Here is a 13,872-nt window from a genome sequence, read left to right as displayed (position 1 = left end):
GGCTCTCAAGAAATCCTCAACTGACGCACAAAGGAGCAGTGCCATGGGTGTGCCCAACCAGTCGACCAGCCATCAGAACACCAACGCGGGCATCGATCTCAAGCACCTGAAGACCATCAGTGCCCTGGCCGAACAGGGCTCCCTGGCGGGGGCGGCCCTCAGCCTCAACCTCACTCAGTCCGCCCTCTCCCACCAGCTCAAAGAGCTGGAGACCCGCCTCAATCTGGAGCTGTTTCTTCGCAAGAGCCGCCCCCTGGTGCTGACGGCGGCCGGCCAGCATCTGCTGGCCCTGGCCCGCCAGGTGCTGCCCGCCCTGGCACAGACCGAGCGCCAGCTGCTGGCCCTGCACAGCGGGGATGCTGGCAGGCTTCATCTGGCGCTGGATTGTCACAGCTGTATCCAGTGGCTGCTGCCGCTGTTGCCGGGCTTTCGCCGCCAGTGGCCCGGGGTGGCCCTTGAGGTGGAGTCCGTGCCCGGCTTCGATGCCATCAGCGCCCTGCTCGGCGGCCAGCTCGACCTGCTGCTCACCTCGGACGTGCAGGCGCGCGGGGATCTCCACTTCGAGCCCCTGTTCGCCTTCGATCTCACCCTGGTGATGGCTCCGGATCACCCCCTCTGTCAGCAGGGCCGGATAGCCCCGGACGATCTGCGACCCGAGGTGCTGCTGGTCTACCCGGTGGAGCGGGCCCGCATGGACGTGTTCAGCCGCTTCCTGCAACCCGCCGGGGTGGAGCCCGCCCGCTGCAAGCCGGTGGACAACACCTCGGTCATGCTGCAGATGGCCGCCGCCGGGCTCGGGGTCGCCGCCCTGCCGCGCTGGGCCAGCGAGGAGTTCGTGCGCCAGGGCCTGCTCGAGGCGCGTCCCCTGGGCACCGGGATCCGCCGCCATATGTACGGGGCCGTGCGGGCCGCGGATCGGGATCAGCCCTGCCTGCAGAGCCTGTTCGAGCGCATTCGCACCCAGATGGCCGAGCAATGACAGGGCATGAAAACGCCGCCCCGGGGGCGGCGTTCACGCTCTCTTTTCCATGGGCCTGCTCTCTGACACCTCAGGCTCCCTCGCCGCAGCCGGCGGCCTCCTGCCGTCTCGGGCAGTTGCCGCAAAGCTCCCCATCCCCTCGCCTGTAGTGCAGGCAGCAGCGCTGGCGCACATAGCCAGGGAAGGCCTCATCCCGGGGGAGTGAGGCCGGACGCCAGCCCGCCAGATGCCCGGCGGGCAGGCCGCAGGCGGCGAGCCAGAGCGGCGCATGGGCTTCGACCACCGCCGGGCTCACCTCGTCAAAGAAATCCGGCACCCGTACCAGGGCCGCCAGCAGATCGTCCGCCAGGAGCGGGCGCACGAAACCGGGGCGCAGCCGCTGCACCTCCCCAAGCAGCGCGAACAACGCCTGCCAGTGGGCCTGGAGCCGTTCCCCCGCCGCCTTGATCAGGGTCTTCACCTCCCCCTTGATCATGGGCTCCGCCGGCAGGCTGAAGCCGGACACCAGCCCCTCCTGATAGCCCTGCCCCATGCGATCCAGGGCGGGCACGGCTCCCACCCGATAGACGGCCACCATGGCGAGGTAGATGGACTGCCAGCAGAGCATGCCCCAGCTGCGGGTCAGCCAGTAGGCCGCCCCCGCCTCCGGGTGCGCCTGCTGCCAGTGACCATGCAGGGCAGCCGCCACCTCGTTCGGGGCACCATGAGGGGGGGCCGTCAGCAGAGCGGGGCTCTCCCCCGCCAGCCGCCCCTTGAGAGAGGGGATAAGCCCGGCCGCCGCCGCAAACAGGGCGTCGTGATCCGCCAGCAGGCTATGCTGGCTGTGCACCGCCAGGGCACCGAGTCCACGAGGCAGGGCATGTTCGGTGTTCACCGCCAGGGCGCCTGGGCCGCGAGGCAGGGCGTGCCCCGGTGCAGGTCCGGGGCGCAAGGTCAGAATGCGTATTTGAGTCGAGCCTCCACATTGCGCTCAGCCCCGAACCAGCAGTTGTTCTGGTCGTAGCAGGAGTAGTAGGTCTTGTTCAGCAGGTTGCTGGCGCTAAGCGATACCCCCACCCCCTTCATGCTCGCGCTGAGGGCGGCGAGATCATAGGAGGCGGACATGTCCATCAGCAGATAATCCGGCACTGTGTCGGTGTTGGCGGCATCCATCTCGGCCTCCCCCACGTAGCGCAGGCCGGCGCCGACCCGCATTCCCTCCAGGCTGCCGCCCGGCAGGTAGTTGCTCCACAAGGAGGCCATCTGCCTGGGCACCCAGACCGGAGTCTTGCCCTGCAGATCCGTGGTGTCCTTGGTGATCTCCATGTCCTGAAGGGTATAGCTCAGCGCCAGATCCAGCCGGCTGGTGAGATCGGCGCGCCCTTCCAGCTCTATCCCCCTGGAGACGATTTCGCCGGTCTGCAGCTTGGGCCCGTAGACGTTGTCAGGATCCGTCACCAGGGCGTTCTCCTTGGTGATGTGGAACGCCGAGATCGTGGCCGTCTTGCTCATGTCCTCGGAGAGGAACTTGAGCCCCCCCTCCCACTGGTGGCCGGTAGCGGGATCGAACGCCTTGCCGCTCTTGTCCGCCCCCGGCACCGGCTCGAAGCTCTCGGCATAGCTCACATAGGGTGACAAGCCATAGTCCAGCTCATAGAGGGCGCCGAGGCGGAAGGAGAGGTTGTCCTGATCGATCTGGGCCAGGGACTGGCTGGCGGCTCCCAGGTAGAGGCCGCGGCTGTCGGTGTCCATCCGGTAGCTGTCGTAGCGGGCGCCGCCTATGGCCACCAGCCGGTCGAGGCGCACCTGATCCTGCAGATAGACGCCGGTTTGGGACTGGCGAATGGTCTTGCGATCCTCATAGGAGAAGGTCAGGGCATCCTGCCGGATCTGGTTGTGGTCCGGATTGAAGATGTCGATGGCGGGCGCCGAGTAGTCGAGGGTGTCCTGATAGAGGATGCGCGCGTCCAGATATTGGTAGTCGACCCCGAGCAGCAGGTTGTGCTGGGCGCCGCCGGTCTGCACCTTGCCCGCCAGCTGGTTGTCGATGACAAAACCGCGTGACGCCTCATCGGTGAGATAGGCGTTGCGGGCCAGGGTGCGGTTGTCCGCCGCCAGCGCCGCGTTGTAGGTGTTGCGCTGATAGGCGGAGGCATCCATGTAGCGGGCATTCTGCAGCACCTGCCAGTTGGCGTTGAAGTCGTGGCTCAGCTTGTAGCCGAGCAGGGTCACATCCCGGTTGTACTCGTTCCAGTTCTCGTCGCCGAGGAAGGTGTCGCTGCCAAGCTGCCCCAGGGGGTTGGACTTGACCGAGCCGCTGGCGGGCACAGTGGTGTAGATGCCGGCTTGCGGATCCTTCTGGTAGTAGAGGTTGAGGTTCAGCAGGGTGCGGTCGCTCAACTGCCAGTCCAGGGAGGGCGCAAAGACGTAGCGCTCCTCTTCGGAGGTCACCGCCTGGCCCTCTTTCTGGCGGGCCAGCCCCACCACCCGATAGGCGAGCTGCTCGTTGATGGCACCTGTGCTGTCGAGGGTCATCTCCTTGAGGGTGCCCGTCCCCGTCGCCACGCTGACGTTATGCTTGGCTTCCCGCTGGGGGCGCTTGGCAATGAGGTTGACCATGCCGCCGGGGGGCATGCTGCCATAGAGCACCGAGGTCGGCCCCTTGAACACCTCCAGCTGCTCGATGGCCACAGGATCTATCTGGGGTTGCAGGTTCCACTCGTTGTATTGCAGCAAGAGGCCGTCGTAGAAGTTCTGGTAGTTGTCAAAGCCGCGGATGTTGAACAGATCCAGCCGGTTGACCGCCCCGCCCCGCAGCTCGGTATTGACCCCGGGCACGTAACGCAGCGCCTCGCTCACCGAGCTGACGCCGCGCTGTTCCAGAGTCTCGCTCTCCACGACCGAGATCGCCTGGGGCGTCTCTATGGGGTCAAGCCGGGTCTTGGTCGCCGTGTTGCGATAGGTCTGACCCAGCACGGTCAGGGTCTCGTCGGCCAGCGCCGCGTCCTGGCTGCCGGGCGCGGCGGCCAGCACAGAGCCTGCCAACAGGGTGGAGATGGTCGCGGCGACCACGGTCAATGGGGGGTGAACAAGTTGCATCTGATCCTCGACTGCCTACTGCATATGAATAGTAACAAATATCATTTGCATTTTATTGTTCTAATTTGCCGCGGAATTAACAATTTGGGGCATGTTGGCGGGTCAGTGACAAAGAAAGGGGGAAGAAGAGCGCCATCTGACTGCGTGACGAGTGAAACAGAGTGCAGGGGAAGCCAAATGGAGGGGCTGCGGCCTGGCGCTGGTCGAGACGCGCTTTCGCCGGGGTGGCCTCAAGGCCCCTGCCCTGCCGGTCGAACCGGGCCGGATCAGCGCCCGCATCCGGCCTTCGCTTTAGAGCAGTTGCTCCTTTTTCATCCACACCCTTGATCCGGGTCAAGCCCTGCTGACAGGGATGGCGATAGTATGCGGCCCCTTTTATCAGTCCTGTTTGAGACGATACAAGGCATACGATCACCCCAATGAATGACACCATCAATAAAGATCTGCACTGCCACACCCAGCTCCACGTCTCCTTTGCGGTGATAGTGCTGACCCTGCTCACCGCCCTGGTGGGGGTCAGTTGCAGCATCCAGCGTGCGGCCGAAGTGAAGTATCACAAGGTGGCCGCCATGTTCGTGCACAACATGGCGACCCAGTTCATCGCGTTGCAATTCAAGCCGCTGGAGCACGTCCTCAACGAGACCGGCAGCTTCATCGACAAGCCCGCCCTGCAGGCCTTCCTCGGCGACGGGCACGCCCCCCTTCGCATGACCCTGATGCAAACGTTGTCCCTCACCCCCTATGTGAAAAGCATCCTGGTCGCCGATCAGCAGGGGCGCTTCAACTCTGTCCCCCACCTGCCGGTCGAGGCGGGCTTTGATGCCAGGGAGCGGCCCTGGTTCAAGTCCGCCGCCTCCCGCACCCTCTTCGTCAGCTACACGGACCACTACGCCAGCAGAATCGACCAGCAGCGGACCGTCTCCGTCTCCCGGCCCATCGTCGACAAGGAGGGCTTTCCCCTCGGCACCCTGGCCATGGAGCTCGATCTCGAGCAGATGAGCCATCCCCTGCGCCTGCTCAAGAGCCCACTCAAGGGGGAGTTCTATCTCATCGCCCGCAGCGGCGACACCCTGCTGCACTCCAATGTGGGCAACCTGTTTCGCCGCCAGCTGGCGCCGCAGCTCATCGCGCAGATGACCAACGGGGCCGACCATCTCTATGACGCCGAGCACCAGACCCATGTCTACTACTTCGCCTTCTCCAACCCGGACTGGTTCGCCATCTACACCGTCAGCGACGCCGAATTCAAGGAGGCCAGCCACAGCGAATCCTATCAGTTGCAGATCGCCGTGGCGGGTTGCCTGCTGATCTGCCTGCTCTGCTGGGGCTCCCTGCGCCATGCCATCAACAAGATGATCGTCGAGATCATCGCCCTGATGCGCGTCGGCCGCATCGACATGAGCAAGCCCGGAGAGCTGCTGCGCCAGGAGATCCAGAGCGCCCATCACCAGATGCAGGAGGCGGTCGCCGCCTCCAACACGGATGCCCTGACCGGCCTCTTCAATCGCCGCAGCTTCGATCAGGATCTGGCCAGCTATCTGGCCGACGGCCGCCCCTTCTCCCTCGGCATGATAGATCTGGACAACTTCAAGGCCATCAACGATCAACTGGGACACCTGGTGGGCGACCGCGTCCTCCAGGCCGTGGCGCAGGAAGGGGTGACGGTGGCCGACGGCCTGGCCAGGCTCTACCGCTACGGCGGGGAGGAGCTGGCCATCCTGATCCCCGGGGAGGACGAAGCCCAGGCACTGGCCCTGCTGGATCGCTGGCGCCAACGGGTCCAGCAGCGCCAATGGCGAGAGGCCGGGCTGGTGGTGACCTTCTCGGCGGGGCTGGGGCAGTGGCGCCATGAATCGGCCGCGCACCTGATAGCAAGGGTCGATCGGGCACTCTATCAGGCCAAGGAGGCGGGCAAGAACCGGGTTCACCCGGCAGACTGACGGGGCTGGTTATCTGGCGTCATACGGGCGGTATGAAGGGCCCCGTTGCCGAGCCTAGCGGGGCGCTATGGGCAGCCAGTACTCCATGGAGGCATCGGGCTGCTGGCCGTCAAAGCCCGGGGCATAGCGCTCCAGCTCGAAGCCATCCAGCCCGCGATAGCCGGAGGAGGGCAGCCAGTGCAGGATGAACCAGTTGAGGCTCTGCCCTAGCTGGCTGATGGGGCCCAGGTGACCCAGCACCGCATACTCCTGGGAGGGAACCCGAAGGCCCGCCAGCCCGGGGCCGGGCTCACTCCCCTCCTCTGCCGCCACCCCGGCCCAGTAAGGCAGCCGCTCTCCCGCCTCCGAGACGTCCACCACCCCCAGCAGCTCGCTGGACGACAGGCGTCCCCCCGCCTCGCGCCAGGCCCCCCAGATGGCGGGCACCGTCTGCTGAAAGTCAGGCGCCTTCGCAAAGAGGCCCCGGATCTCCCCCCTGACGCCGTGCAGGGTGAACCCCGGCCGGCTCTCCACCCGCACCTGCACCAGCCTGGGAGGGCTGGCCAGGGGCATGGGGGCCCGCACCAGGGGGGTGCGCAGCCCCAGCCGCAGGCCACGCTTGCGATAGGCCAGGGGGGAGCAGCCAAAGTGCTGCTTGAAGGCCCGGCTGAAGCTGACTTCCGAGCCAAAACCGTGGTTCAGCGCCAGATCCAGCACCCGCTGGCGGCTCGAGAGCAGCGCCTCCGCCGCCAGGCTCAGCTTCAGCTCGCGCACATAGTGGGCCACCGTCTGGCCGGTCTCGTGCAGGAAGACCCGCTGCAACTGCCAGCGCGACCAGCAGCTCTGCTCGGCCAGTTGCTCCAGCGACAGGGGCTGATCCAGGTGGGTGTGAATGTAGTCGAGCACCCGCTCGATGCGGGTGAAATGGGGGCGCGTCTGTGGCGCCGGGTCTGGGAAAGCGGGGAAGCTTGTCATGCTGTGGTCGGGCTCTGTGCCGGCGAAGGGGCGCATTCGCCCAAGTGGCCACATTAAACATGGCCGCCGTGCCGGGGGCAAGCCTTGTGCGGCCCAGGCGCCCGCTCGCAAGCACCTTGCCCCCAGACGTTCCCCTGTCACAAAAATGACTCCTTTCCCTGCCACATTGTTTGCAGACAAGGTTGTCAATTGCCCCAGGGGCACCATTCAACTCGTGACATGCAGGGAGAGCCAAGATGAAGAAGATTGCCTTGATCACCGGAGCCCGTGGCGGCATCGGATCCGCCATCACCACCGCCTTGCTGGCCCAGGGGTATCGCATCATCGCCACCCACTCCAGCGTCAATGCCGCCGCTGCACGGGAGTGGTACCAGGAGCAGGGGTATCAGCCGGATCGGGTGCGGCTGCTGGCGCTGGATGTGGCCGACACCGCCATGTGCCGCGAGACCCTGGGCCGCCTGCTGCAGGAGGAGGGCCGGGTGGACGTGCTGGTCAACAACGCCGGCATCACCCGGGATGGGGCCTTCAAGCGGATGGCGCCGGATCAGTGGTTCGAGGTGATCCACACCAACCTGTGCAGCCTCTACAACGTGACCCAGCCGCTGTTCGATGCCATGTGCGAGCAACGTGATGCCCGCATCATCAACATCTCCTCGGTCAACGGCCAGAAGGGGCAGTTCGGTCAGGTCAACTACTCGGCGGCCAAGGCGGGCATGCTGGGCTTCACCAAGGCGCTGGCGGCGGAAGGGGCCCGCTTCGGGGTCACGGTCAACGCCATCGCCCCCGGCTACACCGCCACCCCCATGGTGGCGGCGATCCGCACCGACATCCTCGACAGCATCAAGGCCGACATTCCCATGCGCCGCCTCGCCAAGCCGGAGGAGATAGCCGCCGCCGTGGCCTTCCTCGCCAGCGAAGCAGGGGCCTATATCACGGGGGAGACCCTGGCCATCAACGGCGGCCTCTATATGAAGTAGCGCCGGGATAATTGCAATAGACGGAGGGCAGCCAACGGGCTGCCCTCCGCTTTTGGTCGACACTACAAGGGGCGCGCCGCCCCCCCGGGCTCGGCGAAATGGCTGCGCAGGGCGGTGATCACCCGGCGCACCTTCTCCGGGATCTCCCGCTGGGGGGTGATGGCGTGGATCTCCATGGGCGGCACCCGAAAACCTGGCAGCAAGGCGAGCAGGCGGCCCTGGGCGAGATCCTCAGCAACTTCCCCCTCGGGTTGCAGGGAGATCCCCTGCCCCGCCAGGGCAAACTGGCGCAGAGGCAGCACGTTGTTGCATTGCACCCTGGGTTTGCACCTCACCCTGTGCTCGCCCCCCCGCTCGTCAAGGAGCAGCAAGCCGCTCCCCAGCATGTCGCCGCAGAGCCAGTCGTGCGCGGCCAGATCTGCCGGGGTGCGCGGCGTCCCCTTGCGCGCCAGGTAGGCGGGGGCGGCGCACAGCAGCATCCGGGTCTGGCCCAGCTTGCGGGCCACCAGGGTGGAGTCCGGCAGGGAGCCGACCCGCAGCGCCACGTCGATGCGCTCGGCGATGAGATCCCGCTTCTCGTCGTCGGCGATGATCTGGATGCACAGGCCAGGATGGGCCTGCAACAGGGGCGACAAGGCCAGCGCCAGCGGCTGGCCCGCCATGCCCACGGGGGCGGTGATCCGCACCTCCCCGAGCAGGCTGTCGCGCACTTCCGAGAGGCGCAGCTCGGTCTGGTTGAGGGTCTGTTGCAGGGACTGGCACCCCTGCCACACCACCTCCCCCGCCTCCGTCAGGCTGAGGCGACGGGTGGAGCGATGGAGCAGAGGCAGGCCGAGCAGGCTCTCCAGCTGGCCGATGTGCTGGCTGACGGCGGAGGGGGTCATGCCGAGGGCCTTGGCGGCCCCCGTCATGGTGCCCGCCTCCACCACGGCGGCGAAGATGGCGTAACGTCTGAGCTGATCCATTATTAAATCCAGCTTACAAGTGAATGCAATTTACAGAGGATTATTAAATCACATCCGGGGGCGTAGGATAGCCCCATTCCCACAGTGAAGGAGAGATATCCATGAAGATTGCCCTCATAGGTGCCAGCGGTTTTGTCGGTTCAGCCATCCTCAACGAAGCCGTCAGCCGCGGCCATCACGTCACCGCCATCGTGCGTGACGTGAGCAAGGTAGCAGCTCACCCACAGGTCACCGCCGTGGCGGTGGATGCCCAGGACAGCCAGGCGCTGGCCGACGTGCTCAAGGGGCACGATCGGGTGATCAGCGCCTACAACCCGGGCTGGAGTACCCCGGATATCCATGATCAGTACCTCAAGGGCGCCAGCGCCATCGTCGAGGCTGCCAACGCCGCCCACAGCTGGCTGCTGGTGATCGGCGGTGCCGGCAGCCTGGAGATAGCCCCCGGCGTGCAGCTGGTGGATACCCCGGACTTCCCGGCCGAGTGGAAGCAAGGCGCCCTGGCGGCCCGCGACGGTCTCACGGCCCTTCGCCGCGAAACGACCCTCGACTGGCGCTTCGTCTCCCCGCCGGTGTTCCTCGAACCCGGCGAGAAGCGCGGCGGCTATCGTCTCGGGGGCGATCAGGTGCTCTTTGACGGCGACAAGCCTGCCGGGATCACAGTCGGGGATCTGGCGGATGCGGTGCTCAACGAAGCGGAACAACCGGCCCACCTGCGCCAGCGCTTCACCCTGGGTTATTGAAGAGAGTGATCTGGGCGCGCTGGGCGGGCGCTCACCCTCTAACCTCTGCGCCACACTACCCAAGGGGGGGCTGATGCCTCCCCTTTGTTCATTCGCCTCCCACGGGCACAGCCCCTTCCCTGGCCCCAGGCAGATTCATGGGCAAGGCGATCGGCTGGGTCGCATTTTCTCCGTGCAATCGACAAACTTCCCCAAAGAGATCGAATCCTATTTCGACTTTTGTATATAACTAAGAATATTTTGTTGCTTCCACCTTATAACTCCGAACAGTAGCATCCCCTTAAACCCAAACGGTGCCATCGTGAGCCACGGACCCGAGTCCTGCCACTCGCCACACCGCCGTCTTTGTCGCGGATCCTCGGGACTGCACCCGACATCCGACACCTGAGGAGATGCATATGGAACATTCATCACTGCCCATCATCGACTTTGCCGCGATCACTGGTGCCCCCGAGGAGCGCCGCCAGATGCTGGCCAAGCTTGGCCGGGCGGCCCGCGACATCGGCTTCTTCTATCTGACAGGCCATGGTCTGAGCGAAGCGCAGCAACGGGAAACCCTGGCGCTGGCGGCCCGCTTCTTCGCCCTGCCCCTGCAGGAGAAGCTGGCGGTGCAGATGGTGCACTCCCCCCACTTTCGTGGCTACAACCTGGTGGGGGCCGAGCTCACCCGGGAGCGGCCGGACAGGCGGGAGCAGTTCGACATCATGAACGAGGAGCAGGCCCTCCCCCTGGCGCAGGACAGTCACCCCTGGCAGCGGCTCACAGGCCCCAACCAGTGGCCCGCTGCCCTGCCCGGGATGAAGACGCAACTGCTGGCGTGGCAGGATCGGCTGAGCGACATCACCCTCACCCTGCTCGCCGCCTTTGCCGAGGTACTGGAGCAACCGGCCGGGGTGTTCGATGAGAGCATCCAGGGTGCCCCCTATCAGCACATGAAGCTCATTCACTACCCGGGACGGGAGACGGGGGGCAGCGGCCAGGGGGTCGGCGCCCACAAGGATCCCGGCTACCTGACCCTGGTGATGCAGGACCATCACTCCGGCCTCGAGGTGGAGACGGCGCACGGCTGGATTTCCGCGCCCCCCCTGCCCGGCGCCCTGGTGGTCAACATAGGCGAGCTGCTGGAGCTTGCCTCCAACGGCTACCTCAAGGCGACCCTGCACCGGGTGCAGAGCCCGCCCCCCGGGATCTCCCGTCTCTCCTGCGCCTTCTTCATGGCGGCGAGACTCGATGCCACAGTGCCGCTGCTCACCCTCTCCCCCGAACTGGCGGTGCAGGCGCAAGGGCCAGAGAGCGACCCGGCCAACCCCCTCTTCTATCAGGTGGGGGAGAACGTGCTCAAGGGGAGGCTGCGATCCCACCCGGATGTGGCGGCGCGCCACTATGCTCGGCAACACAGGGGAGCGCAGGAGCCGATACCGGCCTGACGCCATCAAGGGGTGGCGACAGACCGCCATCCCGACCACAGGAGAGGGGCGCCAGCGTGGCCCCGTCCACCGATTTTCACACCAGAACAACAACGCCATAGCCTGGCAACCACGGAGCAAGACGATGAAATTCAAGACCATGAGCGTGCACAGCGGCCAGCGGATCGATCCCCAGACCGGCGCACTCACCACCCCGCTCTACCAGAGCAGCACCTTCAGCTACGTCAATGCCCAGGCGGGCAAGGAGCGCTTCGCAGGCCAGGCCCCGGGCTTTATCTACAGCCGCTTCGGCAACCCCACCACCGCCGAGCTGGAGCTGAAACTGGCGGCCCTCGAGGGCGCCGACGAGGCCCTGGTGGTGGCGAGCGGCATGGCGGCGGTGAGCGCCATCCTCTATGCCCTGGCCAGCAGCGGGGATGAAGTGGCCTACGTCGGCCCCCTCTACGGCGGCACCGATGCCTTCCTCAAGCAGACCTTCAGCCGGGCCGGCATCACCATCACGGGTTACGACAGCGATCAGGATCTGCTGGCCAACATCAGCCCCGCCACCAAGGTGATCCTGTTCGAGACCCTGACCAACCCCACCCTCAAGGTGGTGGATCCCCGGGTGGTGGTGGAAGCGGCACGCAAGGTGGGCGCCATCAGCGTGTGTGACAACACCTTCCTCACCCCTTACCTGCTGCGCCCGCTGGAGCTCGGCATCGATGTGGTGATGCACAGCGGCACCAAGTACCTGGGCGGTCACGGCGACATCATCGCCGGGGTGGTGGCGGGCTCCCACGCACTGATGAAGTCGATCCGCACCGTGGCCCTCAAGCACATAGGCTCCCCCATAGGCCCGCAGGAGGCCTACCTGCTGCAGCGCGGGGTCAAGACCCTGCCTCTGCGCATGGATGCCCACCTGCACAACGCCCAGAAGGTGGCCGACTTCCTGGCCGCCCATCCGGCGGTGAAGAAGGTGATCTACCCGGGCCTTGCCAGCCACCCGGGCCACGACGCCCTCGGCGCCTTCGCCAGCGGCTTTGGCGGCATGGTGAGCATAGAGCTGGAGGGAGGCTTTGCGCGCTGCGCCACCCTGCTCGACAACCTGCAGCTGTTCGTGCAGGCGGTGAGCCTCGGCGATCTCGAGAGCCTGGCTTGCCATCCGGCCAGCACCACCCACGCCGCCATGGACGAGGCGAGCCGCCTCGCCGCCGGGGTCAACGACGATCTCATCCGCTTCAGCATAGGGGTGGAAGACGCCGACGATCTCATCGCCGATCTGGCGGCGGCGCTGGCCCTGATCTGACCCTAAGCCGCCATGCACGACCGGCGCCACGCGCAATAAAAAAGGGAAGGCCAGGCCTTCCCTTTCTCTCATCCATTCCCGGGTGCGGGAAGGAGCCTAACTCAGGCGTCGTGATAATCCTGGCAGGCGCTCAGGGTGTTCTCCATCAGGCTGGCCACCGTCATGGGCCCCACGCCACCGGGTACAGGGGTGATGAAGGCGGCGTGATTGCGCGCCGTTTCAAACTCCACATCCCCCACCAGGGAGCCGTCGGCCAGGCGGTTGATCCCCACGTCGATCACCAGAGCCCCCGGCTTGACCCACTCCCCCGGGATGAAGTTCGGCTTGCCCACCGCCACCACCAGCAGATCGGCACGGCGCACCTGGGCCTCCAGATCCTGGGTGAAGCGGTGACAGGTGGTGGTGGTGCACCCCGCCAGCAGCAGCTCCAGCGTCATCGGGCGACCGACGATGTTGGAGGCACCGACCACTACCGCATGCAGACCGTGGGTCTTGACGCCGGTCGCCTCGATCAGGGTCATGATCCCCTTGGGGGTGCAGGGACGCAGCGCCGGGATGCGCTGGGCCAGACGGCCCACGTTGTAGGGGTGGAAACCATCCACGTCCTTGTCGGGACGAATGCGCTCCAGCACCTGGGTGGTGTCGCAATGAGCCGGCAGGGGCAACTGCACCAGGATGCCGTCCACCTCCGCATCCTCATTGAGCCGGTCGATCAGGGCCAGCAACTCTTCCTGGGTCGCATTGGCGCTCAGATCATAGGAGCGGGAGACAAACCCCACCTCTTCACAGGCACGACGCTTGCTGCCCACATAGACCTGGGACGCCGGATCCAGCCCCACCAGGATCACCGCCAGACCCGGTGCCCGCTTGCCCAGAGCCAACCGCTGTTGGACTTGTTCGGCGACCTGATTGCGAATCGTTTGCGCAACCTGTTTTCCATCAATGATTTTGGCAGACATCGTTCTTCACTCACCATGTGTTCAACTGCCGCGCATTGTCGCATTTTTTTGGCGCGGGTGTTAGCGGCTCTCGCCTGGCGGGCAATAAGTAGGCATTTGAATTTACTGGCGGAAAAAGTCGTTGACGCTGACTTTGACGCTTGGGTATGATGCCCGCCCGTTGCCCAGTCGTACCGCCCCCGGTATGCTGGACGATGAGATTTCGGTGATTAGCGCAGCCCGGTAGCGCATCTGGTTTGGGACCAGAGGGTCAAAGGTTCGAATCCTTTATCACCGACCAGGTTCATCGGGAAGTCCTTCGGATTTCTTGATACAACGCGCCCTTAGCTCAGTCGGATAGAGCAACGGCCTTCTAAGCCGTGGGTCGCAGGTTCGAATCCTGCAGGGCGCGCCATTGATGTGACTCTTCCCTCGAAGAGCGACATCGAAGGCAGATTTCAGTGGTGGCTGTAGCTCAGTTGGTAGAGTCCCGGATTGTGATTCCGGTTGTCGTGGGTTCGAGCCCCATCAGCCACCCCATTATTAGCTGTTCGCGCTGAATCAAGCCGACAGAGGCAAGCCCGAC

At 65.3% G+C, this 13,872-nt stretch carries 11 protein-coding genes and 3 tRNA genes; 9 read left to right on the top strand and 5 right to left on the bottom strand.

Annotated features, from left to right (window positions below):
- Positions 1-43: 43 nt before the first annotated feature.
- A complete protein-coding gene (locus AC1IN8_RS15115) occupies positions 44-979 on the top strand; it encodes a LysR substrate-binding domain-containing protein (protein ID WP_139434704.1) in 936 nt (311 codons plus the stop codon).
- 70 nt (positions 980-1,049) lie between these two features.
- On the opposite strand, the gene AC1IN8_RS15110 is transcribed toward AC1IN8_RS15115, so the two are convergent.
- Together AC1IN8_RS15110 and AC1IN8_RS15105 are read right to left on the bottom strand one after the other, a co-directional pair.
- Positions 1,050-1,835, bottom strand: coding sequence for a siderophore ferric iron reductase (locus AC1IN8_RS15110; RefSeq protein WP_479759513.1), 786 nt, complete (start codon positions 1,833-1,835; stop codon positions 1,050-1,052).
- A gap of 77 nt (positions 1,836-1,912) precedes the next feature.
- On the bottom strand, positions 1,913-4,057 hold the full coding sequence (locus AC1IN8_RS15105) for a TonB-dependent siderophore receptor (protein WP_479759429.1): 2,145 nt from the start codon (positions 4,055-4,057) through the stop codon (positions 1,913-1,915).
- Between the two features lie 419 nt (positions 4,058-4,476).
- On the opposite strand from AC1IN8_RS15105, the gene AC1IN8_RS15100 reads away from it, so the two are divergent.
- Positions 4,477-5,997 (top strand): GGDEF domain-containing protein, encoded by a 1,521-nt coding sequence (locus tag AC1IN8_RS15100; RefSeq protein WP_479759427.1) that lies wholly within the window; start codon positions 4,477-4,479, stop codon positions 5,995-5,997.
- A 54-nt stretch (positions 5,998-6,051) separates the two neighbouring features.
- Here AC1IN8_RS15100 and AC1IN8_RS15095 read toward each other — a convergent pair whose 3' ends face one another.
- Positions 6,052-6,951 carry a helix-turn-helix domain-containing protein gene (locus tag AC1IN8_RS15095; RefSeq protein WP_479759426.1) on the bottom strand — a complete coding sequence of 300 codons (900 nt, stop codon included), beginning with the start codon at positions 6,949-6,951 and terminating at the stop codon, positions 6,052-6,054.
- A gap of 236 nt (positions 6,952-7,187) precedes the next feature.
- Between AC1IN8_RS15095 and AC1IN8_RS15090 the strand changes: the two genes are divergently transcribed.
- Entirely contained in the window at positions 7,188-7,928 is a 741-nt protein-coding gene (locus AC1IN8_RS15090) for an SDR family oxidoreductase (RefSeq protein ID WP_139439566.1), read from the top strand.
- Positions 7,929-7,990: 62 nt separating this feature from the next.
- On the opposite strand, the gene AC1IN8_RS15085 is transcribed toward AC1IN8_RS15090, so the two are convergent.
- The gene (locus tag AC1IN8_RS15085; protein ID WP_429107687.1) at positions 7,991-8,893 is read right to left on the bottom strand and encodes a LysR family transcriptional regulator; all 903 of its coding nucleotides are present in this window, start codon (positions 8,891-8,893) and stop codon (positions 7,991-7,993) included.
- 101 nt (positions 8,894-8,994) lie between these two features.
- Between AC1IN8_RS15085 and AC1IN8_RS15080 the strand changes: the two genes are divergently transcribed.
- From AC1IN8_RS15080 to AC1IN8_RS15070, 3 genes are all read left to right on the top strand, one after another.
- Positions 8,995-9,633 carry an NAD(P)-dependent oxidoreductase gene (locus tag AC1IN8_RS15080; RefSeq protein ID WP_479759424.1) on the top strand — a complete coding sequence of 213 codons (639 nt, stop codon included), beginning with the start codon at positions 8,995-8,997 and terminating at the stop codon, positions 9,631-9,633.
- Positions 9,634-10,031: 398 nt separating this feature from the next.
- Positions 10,032-11,060 carry an isopenicillin N synthase family dioxygenase gene (locus tag AC1IN8_RS15075; RefSeq protein ID WP_479759422.1) on the top strand — a complete coding sequence of 343 codons (1,029 nt, stop codon included), beginning with the start codon at positions 10,032-10,034 and terminating at the stop codon, positions 11,058-11,060.
- Positions 11,061-11,184: 124 nt separating this feature from the next.
- On the top strand, positions 11,185-12,348 hold the full coding sequence (locus AC1IN8_RS15070) for a trans-sulfuration enzyme family protein (protein ID WP_479759420.1): 1,164 nt from the start codon (positions 11,185-11,187) through the stop codon (positions 12,346-12,348).
- Positions 12,349-12,449: 101 nt separating this feature from the next.
- Here AC1IN8_RS15070 and folD read toward each other — a convergent pair whose 3' ends face one another.
- Entirely contained in the window at positions 12,450-13,307 is an 858-nt protein-coding gene (gene folD / locus AC1IN8_RS15065; protein ID WP_005326697.1) for a bifunctional methylenetetrahydrofolate dehydrogenase/methenyltetrahydrofolate cyclohydrolase FolD, read from the bottom strand.
- Positions 13,308-13,510: 203 nt separating this feature from the next.
- Between folD and AC1IN8_RS15060 the strand changes: the two genes are divergently transcribed.
- From AC1IN8_RS15060 to AC1IN8_RS15050, 3 genes are all read left to right on the top strand, one after another.
- Positions 13,511-13,587, top strand: a tRNA-Pro gene (locus tag AC1IN8_RS15060).
- A gap of 37 nt (positions 13,588-13,624) precedes the next feature.
- Positions 13,625-13,701: transfer RNA gene (locus AC1IN8_RS15055), tRNA-Arg, on the top strand.
- A 49-nt stretch (positions 13,702-13,750) separates the two neighbouring features.
- Positions 13,751-13,826 (top strand) — tRNA-His (locus tag AC1IN8_RS15050).
- Positions 13,827-13,872 lie beyond the last annotated feature (46 nt).

Source organism: Aeromonas sp. 130281, assembly GCF_056642115.1.
Note: the sequence above shows the minus strand (reverse complement) of the source record. Positions and strands in the feature narration are given on the sequence as shown.